Source organism: Alteromonas sp. S015 (assembly GCF_036864485.1).
Classification (GTDB): Bacteria; Pseudomonadota; Gammaproteobacteria; order Enterobacterales; family Alteromonadaceae; genus Alteromonas.
Genome location: NZ_JAZETO010000006.1, coordinates 316,534 through 334,502 on the forward strand (window position 1 = coordinate 316,534; position 17,969 = coordinate 334,502).

The 17,969-nt window shown below is 43.9% G+C and carries 17 protein-coding genes; 13 read left to right on the forward strand and 4 right to left on the reverse strand.

The features are described 5' to 3' along the window. Positions 1-13 precede the first annotated feature (13 nt). The gene (locus V7R42_RS13510) at positions 14-526 is read right to left on the reverse strand and encodes a TlpA family protein disulfide reductase (protein WP_334020790.1); all 513 of its coding nucleotides are present in this window, start codon (positions 524-526) and stop codon (positions 14-16) included. A gap of 214 nt (positions 527-740) precedes the next feature. Between V7R42_RS13510 and arsC the strand changes: the two genes are divergently transcribed. The 3 genes from arsC to V7R42_RS13525 all read left to right on the forward strand — a co-directional run bounded on the left by arsC (position 741) and on the right by V7R42_RS13525 (position 2,195). Beyond that, entirely contained in the window at positions 741-1,094 is a 354-nt protein-coding gene (arsC, locus tag V7R42_RS13515; protein WP_334020791.1) for an arsenate reductase (glutaredoxin), read from the forward strand. Beyond that, positions 1,094-1,696 carry an NAD(P)H:quinone oxidoreductase gene (wrbA, locus tag V7R42_RS13520; RefSeq protein WP_334020792.1) on the forward strand — a complete coding sequence of 201 codons (603 nt, stop codon included), beginning with the start codon at positions 1,094-1,096 and terminating at the stop codon, positions 1,694-1,696. The genes arsC and wrbA overlap by 1 nt, the downstream gene beginning before the upstream one ends. A 76-nt stretch (positions 1,697-1,772) precedes the next feature. Next, on the forward strand, positions 1,773-2,195 hold the full coding sequence (locus tag V7R42_RS13525; protein ID WP_334020793.1) for a DUF2069 domain-containing protein: 423 nt from the start codon (positions 1,773-1,775) through the stop codon (positions 2,193-2,195). 324 nt (positions 2,196-2,519) lie between these two features. On the opposite strand, the gene hda is transcribed toward V7R42_RS13525, so the two are convergent. Continuing rightward, positions 2,520-3,257, reverse strand: coding sequence for a DnaA regulatory inactivator Hda (hda, locus tag V7R42_RS13530; RefSeq protein WP_334020794.1), 738 nt, complete (start codon positions 3,255-3,257; stop codon positions 2,520-2,522). A gap of 6 nt (positions 3,258-3,263) precedes the next feature. Further along, positions 3,264-4,715, reverse strand: a complete 1,452-nt coding sequence (locus tag V7R42_RS13535; RefSeq protein ID WP_334020795.1) for a DUF2066 domain-containing protein — start codon at positions 4,713-4,715, stop codon at positions 3,264-3,266. Positions 4,716-5,019: 304 nt separating this feature from the next. Here V7R42_RS13535 and purM point away from each other — a divergent pair, with 304 nt between their 5' ends. The 4 genes from purM (at position 5,020) to fadE (ending at position 10,278) form a co-directional block, all read left to right on the forward strand. After that, complete coding sequence (purM, locus tag V7R42_RS13540; protein WP_334020796.1) at positions 5,020-6,060, forward strand: phosphoribosylformylglycinamidine cyclo-ligase; 1,041 nt, start codon at positions 5,020-5,022, stop codon at positions 6,058-6,060. Further along, entirely contained in the window at positions 6,057-6,707 is a 651-nt protein-coding gene (gene purN, locus V7R42_RS13545; RefSeq protein WP_334020797.1) for a phosphoribosylglycinamide formyltransferase, read from the forward strand. The genes purM and purN overlap by 4 nt, the downstream gene beginning before the upstream one ends. Continuing rightward, the gene (locus tag V7R42_RS13550) at positions 6,667-7,428 is read left to right on the forward strand and encodes a DUF3108 domain-containing protein (protein ID WP_334020798.1); all 762 of its coding nucleotides are present in this window, start codon (positions 6,667-6,669) and stop codon (positions 7,426-7,428) included. The genes purN and V7R42_RS13550 overlap by 41 nt, the downstream gene beginning before the upstream one ends. A gap of 387 nt (positions 7,429-7,815) precedes the next feature. Continuing rightward, complete coding sequence (gene fadE / locus V7R42_RS13555; RefSeq protein ID WP_334020799.1) at positions 7,816-10,278, forward strand: acyl-CoA dehydrogenase FadE; 2,463 nt, start codon at positions 7,816-7,818, stop codon at positions 10,276-10,278. 323 nt (positions 10,279-10,601) lie between these two features. Here the strand turns inward: fadE and V7R42_RS13560 are convergent, their stop codons facing one another. Continuing rightward, positions 10,602-11,237 carry a response regulator transcription factor gene (locus V7R42_RS13560; RefSeq protein WP_334020800.1) on the reverse strand — a complete coding sequence of 212 codons (636 nt, stop codon included), beginning with the start codon at positions 11,235-11,237 and terminating at the stop codon, positions 10,602-10,604. Positions 11,238-11,410: 173 nt separating this feature from the next. On the opposite strand from V7R42_RS13560, the gene cmoA reads away from it, so the two are divergent. From cmoA to V7R42_RS13590, 6 genes are all read left to right on the forward strand, one after another. After that, the gene (gene cmoA / locus V7R42_RS13565) at positions 11,411-12,142 is read left to right on the forward strand and encodes a carboxy-S-adenosyl-L-methionine synthase CmoA (protein WP_334020801.1); all 732 of its coding nucleotides are present in this window, start codon (positions 11,411-11,413) and stop codon (positions 12,140-12,142) included. A gap of 53 nt (positions 12,143-12,195) precedes the next feature. Continuing rightward, positions 12,196-13,194 carry a tRNA 5-methoxyuridine(34)/uridine 5-oxyacetic acid(34) synthase CmoB gene (gene cmoB / locus V7R42_RS13570; protein ID WP_334020802.1) on the forward strand — a complete coding sequence of 333 codons (999 nt, stop codon included), beginning with the start codon at positions 12,196-12,198 and terminating at the stop codon, positions 13,192-13,194. Positions 13,195-13,288: 94 nt separating this feature from the next. Continuing rightward, complete coding sequence (locus V7R42_RS13575; RefSeq protein ID WP_334020803.1) at positions 13,289-14,161, forward strand: kinase; 873 nt, start codon at positions 13,289-13,291, stop codon at positions 14,159-14,161. Further along, the gene (locus tag V7R42_RS13580) at positions 14,158-14,967 is read left to right on the forward strand and encodes an HAD-IIB family hydrolase (RefSeq protein ID WP_334020804.1); all 810 of its coding nucleotides are present in this window, start codon (positions 14,158-14,160) and stop codon (positions 14,965-14,967) included. The genes V7R42_RS13575 and V7R42_RS13580 overlap by 4 nt, the downstream gene beginning before the upstream one ends. A 12-nt stretch (positions 14,968-14,979) precedes the next feature. Continuing rightward, positions 14,980-16,203: a glycosyl transferase gene (locus tag V7R42_RS13585; RefSeq protein WP_334020805.1), complete on the forward strand. Its 1,224-nt coding sequence runs from the start codon at positions 14,980-14,982 to the stop codon at positions 16,201-16,203. A gap of 5 nt (positions 16,204-16,208) precedes the next feature. Next, a complete protein-coding gene (locus V7R42_RS13590; protein WP_334020806.1) occupies positions 16,209-17,963 on the forward strand; it encodes a sugar phosphorylase in 1,755 nt (584 codons plus the stop codon). Positions 17,964-17,969: the final 6 nt, after the last annotated feature.

Sequence of the window (17,969 nt, forward strand, 5' to 3'; positions counted from 1 at the left end):
CATCAATTCCATGCTATTCGTCAGCGCCTCTCAATTCAGTTAGGCGCTGGTGCAAGCGCGCTGCTGTGACCTCTCCCATGATAGTATCTTTTATTTCTCCATCGGGACCAAGGATAAACGTTGCTGGCAAGTAAATGGGCTTTTGCATGGGCAGTTTAGTATCTGGCGAACTGACAATAACAGGCAAAGCAATACCAAACTTCTCTGTCATTGCTTTGAGTTCTGACTTCGTTTTAGGGTCGTAATTAATAGCAAAAAGACGAGTATTGTCGGGCAAGGATTGGTTAAATGCTGCCAGCTCGGGCATTTCCCTTAAGCATGGCGCACACCAGGGAGCGAAATAATTCACCACTACCCACTGGCCATTAAGGTCTTGCCACCGGAAGGTCTCACCGTCTAGGGTTTCAAAATCATATTGAAGACCTTGGTAAGTAAATGCCCCCGCTAACGCAGCAATAATTAAAAGCACGACAAGGAATAAAGGTTTCATTTTACCTTGCGTACTTGGTGGCGGTGATAACGTCATGTAACCCTCTGACTTCTTCTTTTTTTCATAGTGCCAGATTCTTTGTTTAGGCACTAACATAAATTTCAGCACACCCCATATCCGTATCGAGACAAACGCGCCAAAGAAAAGAATATTGCAAATTTATCACTCGTTATCGGTAAACTGCTTGATATTCTAAGGCAAAAACGCAATAGTTCGCGCCAAAAGATATAATCATATAAATGGGGCTTTTATGACAGACACCACTATTATTCACAATTCACGTTGTTCTAAGAGCAGACAAACCCTAGCACTACTTGAAGAACAAGGTGTAGCGCCTACTGTCGTTGAATATTTGAAACACCCTCTTAACGCCAATGAGTTAAAAGAGATATTTAAAAAACTTAATCTTGGATCGGTAAGGGAGATGATGCGTACTAAAGAGGCAGAGTTCAAAGATGCCAATTTAGGCGACAGTGCAGTGTCTGACGATGCGCTTTTTGAAGCCATGGCACAAACCCCAAAATTAATTGAGCGTCCAATTGTGATCAAAGGCGAAAACGCGCGAATTGGTCGCCCACCAGAATCAGTCTTGGAAATTTTATAGTGCAACCCGTTCTCGTACTCTATTACAGCCGCCATGGCAGCACTAAGCGATTAGCGGATGCCATCGCTCAAGGCGTATCGTCATTAGACGTTCCTGTGATAGTACGCACAGTAAAAAGTATCAGCGATACTCGAGGTGATACTGAAACTAAAGACGCATCTAGCGCCGGCCCCGAAGTTACGCTTCAGGAACTTGAGCAATGTAGCGCTTTAGCGTTAGGTAGTCCCACCCGTTTTGGCAATATGGCAGCGCCCGTTAAGCACTTTTTGGATTCCACTAGTAGCCAGTGGTTAAAAGGTGCGTTAATTGATAAACCGGCTTGCGTGTTTACGTCCTCGTCTTCTATGCATGGCGGACAAGAATCCACGCTGCTTTCAATGATGGTGCCGCTTATTCACCATGGCATGGTAATTTGCGGTCTGCCATACAGTGAGCCAGAACTTCACAACACAACAATGGGCGGAAGCCCTTACGGTGTAACGCACGTTGCGCATCACAGTCTTAATGCACCAGAGCAACTAAGCGCAGATGAAAAAGCACTGTGTATCGCGCAAGGCAAGCGGCTAGCAATGTTTGCCAAAAAGCTAGCAGACCACGCTTAGTCCCCGTGATTCTAAGCATGGGTACGTCGACCTTAAAAAGAACATTATAAAAAATTGATTTATTCGGAGAATTAACATGGCACCAGATACGCGTTTTTATCGCTATCTCGCACTTATCAGCCACACTGGGTTAATCGTATGGATAACACTTTGGCAATTTACATTTACTAAAGAACATACCTACTCACCATTGTTTATTGCCTTGTTTTATATTTTGCCCTTATTGTTACCTTATTGGGGCGTATTAAAAGGCAAACCTTATACGCATGCATGGGCCAACTTTGTCGTTTTGTTTTACCTCATTCACGGATGCACTGTGGCATACGCCGTACCCGATGAGCGTTGGTATGCAGTGGTAGAAATTATTTTATGTACTGGAATGTTTGTGGGCTGTAGCGCATTTGCTCGAAAACGAGGCCGCGAGTTGGGCTTGGGTCTCAAAAAGTTAAAAGATGAAATGCAGGAAGAAAAAGCACGTTTTGAGCAAGGCCAGCAATAAGCATGTAATACACAGCGAAAGCACATGCTGCTGTCGGCGATACCGTCGACTTTGCTGTCACTTCGCCTAATGGTAACGCTATAGTCGATATTGATTGGCAAGTCTCAAGCATATCACAACAGCCTCTTAGTGCTCACAGCAGGCTTTAGGCTTTGATGTTACCTCTTCGGGTAGCGTCGATATCGACGTGAAGGTACGATTAAAAAATAGCACACGTCTTACAGACTCCATAACATTACAAGTAAATGAAAGTGCGGCGCCGCTGGCAGCATTACGATTAGGTCATGAAGCATCCGAAGGCGGCAGCGCTTCTCTTCGCGATGACTAATTTAGGTTAAGCTCTCGCTTAACCATGCCCACCGATAAGCGTTTTTGTTCTTGCAGAGAGCGTGTATCTAAACGGGCTAGTAAGGCCATGAGACTTTTTAAATCCCTCTCACTGTGGTGTAAAAGAAACTGTAGAGCCTGATTTGATAACTTTAATCCACGCTCCTCCGCACGTAAGCGCACGGCTTCTTCACGGCCACTATCATCCAGTTGATTTACGTGGTAGATAACCCCCCACGCTAGCCGAGACCTTAAGTCAGGTAACACAAAAGCAGGGTTAGACGGGCCTAAGTGGCTGGTACATAGCACCATAGCATGTTTAGTTTCGATAACGCGATTGAGTAAATCGAACAAGGCCTCTTCCCATCGCATGTCGCCAGCAATAGCATGAATATTATCCAACGCAATGAGCGAGAGGTTTTCTAGTCCCTCAAAGATATCAAGGGACCACGCGTTAAAGTCGTTAAGGTTCAAATATAGGTGGCTAACCGACTTTTCCGCCAGTTGATGACAGGTGGCGAACAATAAGTGACTTTTGCCAATAGCGGTGCTGCCTAGTAAGGTAAGTAAAGGAAGCTGAAGCGAAGCTAGAGGCCCCAGTTCAGGCGCCTCACGCCAATGCGGCAGCGCATTTGCGATCTGCTCAAGCACTGAAACTACTTCTTCATTACCCGTATCGACAAAACTATCAAAATTTTCATCAACGGGTAGCGTGACAGGCAAAGGCAGCTGCATGCTAAATTAATTGCTCCAATAGAAACTGTGTCCTTTCACGGTTTGTCCGTACGCATCGGTTACGGGGCGTAATTTGCTTTCTAGTTTAATACTGTTAAGTAGATCGTCCACCGTTCCTATTAAGGTAAGTGAGTACGTGGCAACAGTACCAGATTGCTCTACTAATGTCGCATTCTCAATCACACTCAAGCTATTTAGATAGTCTGTAGCGCTGGCATAACTTTTTACCGAGCCAATATTCGCAATCGATACCTTGATAACTTCTCGTTCAGACGCTTCGATTCCAACGATGGCATAAAGCGACGATAGGTAATTTGAGTAGGCATCGATTAATTGATTGCCAAGAGCTTCGGGCGTATCACCGTATATGCTGCCATAGCTAACCTTGCCGCCACCAATGAAAACCCAGTCTAATGCATAGTCACCTTCATCGGCACGCTTTGCATAATTAGCAAACTCGTTCATGGTGAATGGCATCGTTGTACTTTCTTCCTTCGCCTGCGCCATTGCTGAGGTACCATCAGCATTATTCAGGTTTTGGTTTATAGAGTCATAGCCGTTCTTTAATCGAGAGTCTACACCGTCATTAATCGTACTGGATTCAGAATTATTTGAAAATGTGCGCTGTGCATGCGTATTATCTTCACGCTGGCTTTGCCCATTGAAGTTTAGCTGATCAGTTTGGGCTCTAAACTGTGCTTCTTCGTTAAGTACAATGTCCAAAGACTCAACGGTACCAGACGGCACCGCATTTTCAGGTAAATCAGGAATTGTACGCGGGTCGTTACGATAAACTCTGGCGCCTATAATGTTGTCGACGCCATAGCGCGCGGACGCTTTGCGCAAAGGCTCAACAAATCGCCCCCACACATCATAGGTAGAAATATTTACGTTGTCGGTAAGGTCCATTAAAGGCAAGCTTAGTGGTACACCTCGTTCTTTCGCCGTTTGTTTGAGCGTATGCTGTACTTCTGAATTGAGAGACTCATCTAAGATAAGGCGTGTTTCATATTCATCCTCCTTAGCAAGCCAAACAATCGTTTCAGGGCGTCTATCCCCCCAAAGCGGAAGCATTTCACGTTGAAGAAGTTCACTGAGTTTTGTTTGATCGAACTCTGCAACGTAATACGTCCTGCCTTTGTCAAAAGCAAATCGATAGGAACGAAGCAGCGATTGAGGCGATGATAGCGCCGCTTTGACGCCGGCATTATCTAGCACGCTTGTGCTACCCGACATTTTTACAAACACCTGCTTCAACGCTTTTTTAAGGGCGCTTTGTTGGGTACGCTGGCTTTGATCTTCAACTTGAATCTGTGCTTCGTTAACGACAATGCGTTGTGCGGCATTTATGAAGGGGACGTGAGTGAGCACAGCAATAAATGAAATGCCCAGAATGCCTTTCAAGCAAACTCTCGTTAAATTAGTTCCATTGGTGTTACGCTTTACTGCCGTTAACATTGACACTCCATACTCTCTTAACATCAATTCCTTACCTATTGAATCGCCCGTTAAACTTGTTTACACATAAAAGGTAAACTCAGACTAACCAGTACGCTCTTCACTCTACTCTTTAGAGCAAGACATTTTATCAAGCAAGATGTTCACCAAAAGATAGCCTTCTATTGTCTTTTATATTGGGTTTAATTTCATCCCCAAAATAAAAAAGATCAAAAAGCGCATAAAATAGCCGTCACAAATTGGACTTGTGCCGACTTGCTGGTAGAATCCGCGGTTTTCTACCTCTTAGTTTCAGGGCCCAACCGTGAGCGAAAATAAAACCTCTTTAAGTTACAAAGATGCAGGCGTAGATATTGATGCAGGTAATCAACTTGTTGAACGCATTAAATCTGTTACCAAGAAAACCCATAGACCGGAAGTAAAAGGTAATCTTGGTGGGTTTGGTGCCCTTTGCGAACTGCCTACTAAATATAAAAAGCCGCTACTTGTTTCAGGTACTGACGGCGTGGGTACAAAACTAAGAGTTGCTATGGATGCTAACCGCCATGATGGTGTTGGTATCGATTTGGTAGCCATGTGTGTAAACGACCTTATTGTGCAAGGTGCTGAGCCCCTATTTTTCCTAGACTACTATGCCACAGGCAAGCTTGATGTTGATGTAGCAGCGTCGGTTGTTACCGGCATTGGCGCAGGCTGTGAGCAGGCAGGTTGTGCACTAATTGGCGGTGAAACAGCCGAAATGCCCGGCATGTATCACGATGGCGATTACGATATTGCAGGCTTCTGTGTAGGCGTGGTTGAAGCTGACAAGGTTATTGACGGTACAAACGTTAAACCCGGTCAAAAGCTGATTGCGCTAGGCTCTTCTGGCCCACACTCAAACGGTTACTCATTGGTTAGAAAAATTATTGAAGTTAGTGGCGCGGATGTAAACGCAGACCTTAACGGTAAACCCATTATCGACCAACTTCTTGAACCTACTCGCATTTATGTTAAGTCGGTATTGGCATTGCTAGAAGACGTACAAGTAAGTGCTATATCGCACATCACTGGCGGTGGTTTTTGGGAAAATATTCCTCGTGTACTGCCTGACGACGCGAAAGTGGTTATTGATGAAAGCACATGGGAATGGCCGGCCATTTTCTCATGGCTACAAGAAAACGGTAACGTGACTCGCCATGAAATGTACCGCACCTTTAACTGTGGTGTTGGCCTTGTAATCGTTGTTGACGAAAGCGATACCGATGCTGCGCTGAACATTCTTAAACAACACGGTGAAAATGCTTGGGTTATTGGTGATATCGCGGCAAAAGATGGCGAAGAGCAAGTAGAGATCAACGCGTGAGTAACAGTATAACCAAACTATGCGTACTTATTTCAGGTAATGGCAGCAATTTACAAGCCATTATCGATGAAATAAAAGCAGGTCGTCTGAATGCGGAAATCAGCGGCGTGATCAGTAATCGCCCTACTGCTTATGGTCTGGAACGCGCTAAAGAAGCCGGGATCAATGCGGTTTGCTTAGATCATACAGGCTTCGATTCACGAGAGTCTTATGACGGGGCGCTCAAAGCACAAATTGAGGCTTTTGGCGCAGACTGTGTTGTTCTTGCGGGCTTTATGCGTATCTTAACACCTGAGTTCGTCGACAGCTTTGCTGGAAAATTAGTGAACATTCACCCATCTTTGTTGCCAAAGTATAAAGGTTTGAATACGCACCAGCGCGCAATTGACAACGGAGACGAAGAGCATGGTGTTAGCGTGCACTTTGTTACACCGGAACTTGACGGCGGTCCAGTTATCATTCAAAGCCGTGTACCCGTGTTTGAAGAAGACACCGCGAGCGACTTGGCTGAGCGTGTTCAAGAACAAGAACGTCGTATCTATCCGATTGTACTATCTTGGTTTAGTGCTGGCCGATTATCGATGCGAAACAATAAGGCAGTTTTAGATGAGCAAGAATTACCAGAATCTGGTTATGCAAGCGATTAAGCCTCTTGCTTTAGGCACACTGATGGCGGTTTCGCTTTCAGTGGCCGCGCAAGCAAACCCTAGTACAGAAAATTCTGATAGTGCAGAGCTACCGCTTCAGCCCTACAAGGCAACCTATACCGCATACAAATGGGGTGACGACGTAGGCGAAGCGAATATTGAGCTTTCTAAATTAGGTGACCAACAGTATTCTCTAATTTACACGTCAAAAGTGTCTAAGTTTTTCTTGTCTGACAAACGCAGTGAACATTCTATTTTTACTGTTAATGATAATACCGTCATACCCTCTGAGTACTATTACAACCGCTCTGGCACAGGTCCGGATAAAGAGCTCAAAGTCACGTTTAGCCAGCAAGGACAAGGCAAAATTGCTGTAGAAAATGGCGAAACGTTCGACTGGAACGGTGAATTTGATAATCAAATTTATCGTATTGATCTAGCAAAACAATTAGCGGAAGGTAAGACATCTTTAGAATACCACTTCGTGAATTATCGTGGCGAACTTCGTCACTACGGCGTTCAAGTGGTAGATAAAGAAGTATTGTCTTTACCTTTCGGTAAAATTGAAACTGTAAAAGTTAAGCTTATTCGCGACTCAAATAAGCGTGAGACGTTTGCTTGGTTTGCGCCATCACTTAATTACACGTTAGTTCGTTTGCAACAGTTCAAAGAAGGTGATGAACAGGGCGATATCAAACTGAAATCGTTTGAGACGCAATAAAGCGTTAATATAAACCGTTTTTTTGTTTCAACAACCTTTTTACAATTGGTGACTAAAGCACGTTATGAATCAGCATTCAGACGTGCTTTTTTATTTACTCTGTTGCTGTTTTATCCTCACCTAAATTCTTCAAATTTCGCGCTACAATTCACATTCTAAATCAGTATTTATAAGCAACGACTATACTTATAGGGTGTATAACGCACTACCCTATTATTTATCCCGTTGTTAATAGAATATTCATGTAAAAATCTTGATCTTTGCCCTATTAAATAATAGGTTTACAGCATGCTGGTCTGACCTCGATCTGTGATTGCTTTTCACAAAGTAATTTACTTTACTTGAGATAAGACTGGCGTAACATTTAACGCCTTTCAGGAGTGAAGTATGGCAGATTTTATATGGTTTTTACTGGTCGTTCTGACACTAGCAGTGGCTAGTTATCAGCGCACCAGCTTGGTAACAGCGGTTGCCATGGGCGCAGGTGTTATGATTTTAGGCACCCTTTTCGGTGACATCGGCCTGCTTGGTTGGGCAGTGTTCCTTGCTTTAACACTGCCGTTCACACTTGCAAATGTCAGACAGCAACACATCTCTAAGAGGCTGCTAGCTTTCTACCGCAAAGTTATGCCTGAAATGTCGAGCACTGAGCAAGAAGCTATCGACGCAGGTACAGTGTGGTGGGACGGTGATATTTTCAGCGGCAAGCCAGACTGGGATAAATTACACCGCATTCCGAAAGGCAGACTCACTGCTGAAGAGCAAGCATTCTTAGATGGTCCTTGCGACAAAGTGTGCTCAATGGTCGATGAGTGGCAGATAAACCATAAAGATGCTGACCTTTCACCTGAGATTTGGCAGTTCCTTAAGGAACACAAATTCTTCGCCATGATCATTAAGAAAGAATATGGCGGTTTGGAGTTCTCTGCATACGCTCAATCTCGGGTTTTGCAAAAGCTAGCTGGTGTAAGCGCGGTATTATCAAGCACGGTAGGTGTACCAAACTCATTAGGTCCAGGCGAACTACTTCAGCACTATGGTACGAAAGAACAGCAAGATCATTATCTTCCTCGCCTTGCAGCAGGTGAAGAAATCCCTTGTTTCGCACTGACTGGGCCTGAAGCAGGATCTGACGCTGGTGCAATTCCAGATGTTGGCGTTGTATGTAAAGGCGAGTGGAATGGTGAAGAAGTATTGGGTATGCGCCTAACGTTTAACAAGCGCTACATTACCCTTGCGCCTGTTGCTACGGTTATTGGTCTTGCCTTTAAACTTCAAGATCCTGAAGGTCTTCTAGGTGAGAACAAAGAGCCGGGTATTACATGTGCTCTTATTCCTCGCGATACTAAAGGTTTAGAGATTGGTCGTCGTCACTTCCCTCTCAATACACCATTTCAAAATGGCCCTATTAAGGGTGAAGAAATTTTTGTTCCTATCGACTACATCATTGGTGGTCCGAAAATGGCAGGTCGAGGCTGGCGAATGCTGGTTGAATGTTTGTCGGTTGGTCGTTGTATTACCCTTCCTTCATCAGCTGCAGGTGGTGCAAAATCAGTATCTCTTGCAACGGGTGCATATGCGCGTATTCGTCGCCAGTTCCGTATGCCTGTAGGTCATATGGAAGGTGTTGAAGAAATGCTTGCACGCATTGGTGGTAATGCTTATTTAATGGATGGCGTAACACGCTTCTCAACGGTGGGTGTAGACCTTGGTGAGAAACCTTCTGTTATATCAGCTATCTGTAAGTACCACTTGACCGAGAAGATGCGCCAAATCATTAATGATTCGATGGATGTTCACGGCGGTAAAGGCGTTATGCTTGGGCCAAACAATTACCTCGGTCGCGGCTATCAAGGTGTACCAGTATCAATTACGGTTGAAGGTGCAAACATTCTAACTCGTAACATGATGATCTTCGGTCAAGGTGCAATGCGTTGTCACCCTTATGTGCTTAAGGAAATAGAAGCTGCGTCTATCGAAGACAGGAATGAAGCTTTGAAAGCCTTTGATAAAGCAGTATTCGGTCATATTGGTTTCGCGGTAGCTAATACTGTTCGTAGTATTTGGTTCTCGCTAACCAACGGTGCATTCAGCAGCGCACCATTCACTGACGAAACGGCGCGTTATTACAAGTTACTTCAAGGCTACAGTGCAAATTTAGCACTCTTAACCGATGTTTCTATGGGTGTGCTTGGTGGTGATCTTAAGCGTCGCGAGCGTTTGTCAGCGCGTTTAGGTGATATCCTAAGTGGCCTTTACATGGGTAGTACAACGCTTAAACGCTTCGACGAAGAAGGTCGTCTAAAAGAAGATTTACCGCTTTTACATTGGGCAATGCAAACTACATTGCACGATATCGAGACAGCAATTGATGACTTCTTGGCTAACTTCCCTAACCGCGCAATCGCTACAGCGCTTCGCGTTATGGTTATCCCGTTTGGACGTCGTATTGGTAAGCCTTCAGACAAGACAGAACATGCTATTGCGCAAATGCTTCAAACGCCTTCAACAGCTCGTAGCCGTTTAGGCTATGGTCAGTACCTCACCCGCGAGGAAGGAAGCTTGTTTGGCGATCTTGAGCAAACTCTTGATGATGTACTAGCAAGTGAGCCTATCTTCGAACGTATTTGTAAGCACAAAAAAGCTAAACTACCGTTTACCCGTTTAGATGTGCTTGCCGACGAAGCGCAAGCAGAAGGTGTTATTAGTGAAGAAGAAGCTAATCTACTTCGTAAAACAGAAGCAGGAAGACTTCGCACTATTAACGTTGATGATTTTGATCACGAAGAGTTAGTAGCAAAAGTTAACTCTAGCTCTACTGCTAAAAAACGACGTGGAAAAGCAGCTTAATTTCTTTTTCCCATAAAAAGGCCGCAATCGCGGCCTTTTTTGTCAAAGATCACCCGTCCTAAATAGTGTTGACACTTTTCAAACTTAATTTGGAAAGTGTAATGAAATCAAATAGCAAAAGAACTCAACGAGATTATTCCCTCGCTTTTAAATTGGCAGTTGTAGACCAAGTAGAAAAAGGCGAAGAGACGTCTTATTTCAATGACTAGCGGCAAGGCGCAGAGGAAGTTAGAGCACTAATTCGATAAGCATGTGGGACTTGAAAATTTGTGCTAAAAAAACCGGATAAATCATCCGGCTTTTTCTTTGGTATTAAGAAAACCTTAGCTTAGCTGCAGCTTATCCATCAACAGAACCGCTTGGGTACGCGTGTTAATTTCTAGCTTGCGAAGAATGGCACTGATGTGTGCTTTGATTGTGGCTTCGGTTACATTCATTTCGTGAGCGATTTGCTTATTCATCAAACCTGCTCTCAGATAAGAAAGCACCTGAATCTGCTTTGGTGTTAGCTCGCGGAAGCGCTGAAGTAGTACTTTAAGTTCATCGTCAACTTTTTCCAGCTCATCTTCCATACCTTCTGGAAGCCACTTTTTGCCACCAATAATGTCTACAATAGCCTGAGCAATTTCTCGCGTTTGCGACACTTTGGGGATAAAGCCTTGAGCACCTAGGCTCATTACTTGGGCGACAACTTCAACAGTATCGCTACCCGATACTACGCCGACAGGAATATTCGGATATTGTTCACGCAGCGTGATAAGGCCATTAAAATATTCGCCGCCAGGCATGTTAAGGTCAAGAAGAATCAGCTCTACACCATCGAATTCATTTAGCTTAGCCAGCGCATCGTCCAAGCTTCCGGCTTGAATTATCTGTGCGTTTTCAAAGTAAGGTTCTAACGCGCCGCTCAAAGCTTCGCGAAACAGTGGGTGATCGTCTGCTACTAGAATTCTCGTCATTAGCGTTACTGCTTCCTTATTGTATTGTAAGTATAGATTAATACTTTAGTTCATTTACGAAAAGCCCTAAACCAGAAAAATCACGCAAAATATAACAAATTTGGTGTTTTCCATTGGCATTTACGTATCAGACGGTAAAATTGCGTTCCAAATTAGTTAATTGAAGACCCACTGTGAAGAAACACGACAATATATACGCAAAGGCACTCAATAAAGTAGATGACTTTAAATTTGACGAGTCTGTCGTTGATGTGTTTCCCGATATGATTCAGCGCTCCGTGCCTGGATACGAGACTATTGTTCATACTATCGGTGAATTGTCTAAAATAGCCGTTACTTCCAATTCAACAGTTTATGATCTTGGTTGTAGCTTAGGTGCTGCAAGTTTATCTGTGGCAAGAGCTGTACCGAAAGATACATGTGAAATCATTGGTGTGGATGCTTCAGAAGCAATGGTAGAGCGTTGCAAACGCGTCGTACAGACCTTCACACTGCCAAACCCAATTGTTATTCAGCATGGGTTTGCACAAAGTGTAGAAATTAAGAACGCTTCGTTGGTTGTAATGAATTTCACTTTGCAATTCATCCCACCCGCTGACCGCGAAGCGTTATTAAAGCGCATTTTTGATGGGTTAAACCCCGGCGGCATGTTGGTGCTGTCAGAAAAAATACGCCACCCTACTCTTAGTGGCAATGAGCTACTGGTTGATTTACATCATCAGTTTAAGCGCGACAACGGTTATAGTGAACTAGAAGTGAGCCAAAAGCGCGCCGCGTTAGAAAAAGTTATGCTAACCGATACATTTAACGAGCATGAAACTCGCTTAAAAAAGGTCGGGTTTACCGATGTTGTGATGTGGTACAAGTGTTATAACTTCACGTCTATGGTTGCCATAAAAGGCTAAACAAATCCCGCTACGTCCGTATTTCCGCGACTCCAACACACATAAAGAACACTATGAGCAAATTAGAACAAATTTGGTTTACCGATTGCTACAAATCCTTAATAGGCAGCCCCCTATCACATTGGCTTCAAACATTGCCGGCACAAATGGACACCTGGCAGCGTACTGCTAAACACGGTGAGTTTGATAAGTGGTGCCGTTTACTTTCGAAGCTGCCGACTACGTCGCCGAGTTGTGTTGATTTAGTATCAAGTGTTTCCATTGGCACCGAAAATGACGTAGATGAATATGTCCAAAAACAAATTGAAGGATTACTGAAGCAGTTTATGCCATGGAGAAAAGGGCCATTTAATCTTCATGGAATTCATATTGATACAGAGTGGCGATCGGACTGGAAATGGGATCGCGTAGCCCCCCATATTAGCTCGCTGAAAGACCGAAACGTTTTAGACGTAGGTTGTGGTAGTGGTTATCACATGTGGCGCATGTTGGGTGAAGGTGCTAATAACGTAATAGGTATAGATCCTACCCAGCTGTTTCTTATTCAGTTTCACGCCATTAAGCAATTTATTAGTAGAAGTAGTGCGTCTTCCGACAATATCCATTTTCTGCCGATGGGCATTGAAGACATGCAGCCATTGAAAGCTTTCGACACAGTGTTTTCTATGGGCGTACTTTATCACCGTAAAGATCCCATGGCGTTTCTGCAACAACTTAAAGACCAGCTAAGAAAAGGTGGCGAGCTGGTTCTTGAAACTCTTGTTGTGGACGGTGATGAAAATACAGTATTGATGGCGGGTGAACGCTATGCACAAATGCGAAACGTCTGGTTTTTACCGAGCACTGCGGCCCTTTCTGTTTGGTTAGGCCGTTCAGGCTTTGAAAACATTTGCGTTGTAGATATCAACCACACAACGTTAGAGGAGCAGCGCGCAACGTCTTGGATGGAAACGCAATCTTTGAAAGATTTTCTCGATCCGGAAGATATTACTCGCACTATCGAAGGTTACCCTGCACCACAAAGGGCCGTTATTGTCGCTAACAAGAAGTAAGTCGTAAGGCCACACCTCTGTTACCCTATTGGCACAAATGTTGTTATCTTAATCAAGAAGAACGTGCGAATTCTGCATTGATTAAGGTGACAACATGGATATACATGGCTTTCTAACGACACATCAATTGCCAAGTACCTATGCAGAAACTGCACAAAAATGGTTCACTCCATTATGTGAGCAGCTGCTAAAGCACCAAGAAGGTGCAACAAAACCATTTATCGTGGGTATAAATGGCAGTCAGGGTTCAGGTAAATCTACTCTGACCAGTTTTATCGAATCTTTCCTTACTTCGGTCCACAATAAGCATGTGGTGTCGCTCTCAATTGACGATTTTTATTACGACAAATCAGAGCGTAATGCGCTAGCAATAAAAGTTCACCCGCTTTTAGCAACCCGCGGCGTACCTGGCACGCATGATATGACTCTAGCGTTAAATACGTTTCGAAATTTAGTGAAAGGTGAGCGCACATCCCTGCCCCGCTTCAACAAGGCCACCGATAACCCATTTCCTATAGAACAGTGGCCTGTAATTGAATCGTCACCCGACTTCATCATACTTGAAGGATGGTGTGTTGGGGCTTCCGCTCAAGAGTCCAGCGAGCTTAAACGGCCAGTAAATCATCTTGAAGAAGTTGAAGATCCGCTAGGCATTTGGCGTTCTTTCGTAAACACTGAATTGGCCGGTGATTATCAAACGTTGTTTAACAAAATCGACTACCGCATTATGCTTAAAGCGCCGAGCTTTGATTGCGTTTATCAATGGCGGCTAGAACAAGAGCACAAACTTGCTCAAAAGGCACTGCAAGAGAGCGAGGGAGTCATGTCTGATGAAGAAGTGGCAAACTTTGTGCAACATTACCAGCGCATTACTGAGCACGCATTAAATCACTTGCCTGAAAAGTGCGACACGGTGTTTTATCTCGATGAGACAAGAACAATAACTAGACAGGACGTAAAACGATGACGAAAACGCTTGTTTTCACCGATATGGACGGCACGCTGTTAGACCACCATACCTACTCTTTCGAGGCGGCGAAACCTGCTTTAATGGCATTGGAAAAAAAAGATATTCCCGTTATCCCTACAACTAGTAAAACCTTTGCTGAGTTACAACCACTGCGCGAAACCATTGGTTTAGACGGACCTTTTATCATTGAGAATGGTGCCGCTATTTTTATCCCACATGGTTTTTTCAAGCAAAAACCCAGCGGTACGGTTTGGATAGATGGCTACTGGTGTAAAGCGTTTATTTCTAACAAAAATTACTGGATCAAACTGTTAGAAAAAATAGGTAGCGAATTTGACGGCAAATACAAACAGTTTTCAAAAATGTCGATTGAAGAGATTCAAGAAGCGACAGGACTTGATGAACGGTCTGCGTCTCTTGCAGCCAAACGCCAGTTTGGCGAACCTATTTTGTGGCTTGGTACTGGCGAAGAAAAACAGCGTTTCTTGAAAGTGGTGAAAGATCGTGGTGCTTTTCCACTTGAGGGAGGACGTTTTATCCATATCTCAGGTAACTGCGATAAAGGCCAAGCGCTTAAATGGCTGGCCAATGAATATCAAAAACAGCATACCACTAAAGTTAACACTATCGCTCTTGGCGATGGTAAGAACGACGTTGCAATGCTTGAAGCGGCGCACGTCCCTATTCGCATTTTATCACCGGTAAATCCTCCACCAATAGTAGAAAAAGAAGAGGTCTATACCAGCACCCTAACCGGCCCTGAAGGCTGGAATGAAATGCTTACTCAATTGCTATCCCTATGATCAGGAGGACACATGGCTGATTTTTATCAAAATGGTGTGGTTACTACGTTACATAACTTGGCGCGTCGTCCTACCGAGGAGTTAGAAGCAGAGCTTCTACAGTTTTCACAAAAGCGCCCTATGGCACTTATTCTACCGTCGCTTTTTTCTGAGCTAGAAGGCGACGCGCTTCCGCACATCGTCAACGAATTAACAGATGTTCCCTATTTGTCAGAAATTGTTATCGGTTTGGATCGTGCTAATGAAGCGCAGTACAAACATGCGTTAAGATTCTTCGGGAAACTTCCTCAGCATCACAGAGTGCTATGGAACGACGGTCCTCGCCTTAAAGCTCTTGATGAAGAGCTTCAGGCTCAAGGCTTGGCACCTAAGGAGTTAGGTAAAGGCCGAAACGTGTGGTACTGCATGGGCTACGTACTAGCATCGAATCGTGCTGAGTCTGTAGCGCTGCATGATTGCGATATCGTGACGTACGAGAAGGACCTTCTTGCAAAGCTCATATATCCTGTTGCCAACCCCATGTTTAACTATGAATTCTGTAAAGGTTATTACGCACGTGTCGCTAACGGAAAAATTAACGGTCGCGTTTCACGGTTACTTGTTACACCGTTGCTTCGTGCACTAAAACGCATTATGGGTGACAACGAATACTTGGAGTTTATGGACAGCTTCCGCTATCCATTGGCAGGTGAATTTTCGTTCAGACGCGATGTACTAAACGATATTCGCATTCCGAGTGACTGGGGCTTAGAAATTGGTGTACTGTCTGAAATGCATCGAAATTATTCGCATAACCGTCTGTGCCAAGCTGATATCTGTGACATCTACGACCACAAACATCAAGACTTATCGTTGAATAACGACCAAGGTGGGTTGTCTAAAATGTCTATCGACATTACCAAAGCCATTTTCAGAAAACTTGCTACCCAAGGCTATACGTTCAGCAACGAAATGTTCCGCTCAATTAAAGCTACCTACTTCCGTATTGCGCTAGACTTTATCGAAACCTACCACAATGACGCGGTAATGAATGGCCTAAGCTTAGACATTCACAGCGAAGAAAAAGCAGTAGAAATGTTTGCCAGTAACATCATGAAAGCGGGCCAAAACTTTTTGGAAAACCCAATGGAAACGCCGTTTATACCCAGCTGGAACCGCGTCACCAGTGCGGTACCCGATATTTTAGAGCGACTATTAGAAGCGGTTGAAGCCGATACTGCAGAATATATGGAGTAAGTAATATGGCATGGGACCATCTCCATGACAAAGTAAAACACCATTTAGAAAGCATTTATGCTGATGTAGCGCTAGACGTCTCTTACGAGACGCTAGCGACTGAACTAATGAATACAATAGGCATTCAGCAGCAAACCGACATTGCTTCACCTAAGTCACACCACAATTATTGGGATGAAGATGACATCATCATGATTACCTACGGTGATAGTGTCATTGACGAGGGTGAGCGCCCACTGGTGACATTAAATAGATTTTTGCACCGCTACTGTAAAAACACCATTAACAACGTACATATTTTGCCCTTCTTTCCATACAGTTCAGATGATGGATTCTCGGTTATTGACTATTCAACCGTGAACGAAGCTTTGGGCTCATGGAATGATATACAAGCCATAGCCGCCGACTACGGGCTTATGACCGACTTAGTGATAAATCACTGTTCTGCAAGAAGCGTGTGGTTCGATAACTTTGTTAAAGGTGAAGGTCCAGGATCTGACTTTTTCTTCACAGCAGACCCAACTGATGACCTTTCGATGGTAACGCGCCCCAGAGTGTCGCCGTTATTGCGTGAGACAGAAACCGTGAACGGGACGAAGCATGTGTGGTGCACGTTTAGTCATGACCAAGTCGACTTTGACTTTAGAAACCCCAAGGTGTTGTTAGCATTTATCGATATTATTAAATTATATATTGATAAGGGCGCTAAAATTTTCCGTTTAGACGCCGTTGCTTTTCTTTGGAAAATTGTGGGCACGAACTGCATTAACTTGTTCCAGACCCATGAAGTTATACGCTTGATAAGAACACTGGTTGAACATGTCGACCCTTCAATTATTATCATTACTGAAACTAATATTCCCAACAGGGAGAACTTAACGTATTTTGGGAATGCCAACGAAGCCCATGCTATTTATAACTTTTCGCTACCCCCGTTATTGGTAAATACGCTTGTAACGGGTGATTGCAAGTATTTGAAAAGCTGGATGATGAGTATGCCACCAGCGCAAAACGGCACAGCCTATTTTAACTTTATTGCTTCGCACGACGGTATTGGATTGCGACCGGCAGAAGGCTTGCTAACGGACGAAGAAATTTCAGAACTTGTACACACAATGCAACATTTCGGCGGTAAGGTATCGTGGCGTGCCTCAGAGCACGGGCAACAAAAACCTTACGAAATAAACATTACCCTTTTTGATGCGCTACAAGGTACTACAAAGGGACCAGATAAGTACCAAGTGGACCGTTTTATCTGTGCCCACGCTATTATGTTGGGTATGGAAGGTATACCAGGAATCTACATACATAGTCTACTTGGCACATCGAACGATTATGAAAAAGTGGCTAATACCGGGCAAAATCGCTCTATAAATAGGAAACGCTGGGACTTTAATGAATTAGAGGCCCTCTTAGATTCGCCTTTCTCTCAGCACCATAAAGTACTAACTCGAATCTCGCAGCTTATACGCATACGTAAAGCACAGCCTGCATTTCACCCAAATGCGACGCAATTTACCTTACAGCTAGGAAATCAATTATTCGGGTACTGGCGCCAAAGCTTAGATAGAAAGCAAAGCGTTTTCTGTGTTAGTAATATTTCAGATGAAGAACAAACTATTTTATTGTCTGATATTAACCTAATTGGTACAGATAACTGGATCGATCTCATTACCCGAGATGAAATAGCCCTTTCTAATGGTTTCTTGCAAATGAAACCTTATCAGGTACTTTGGATCAGCAACCAAGATTTTGAGTAGATAGTA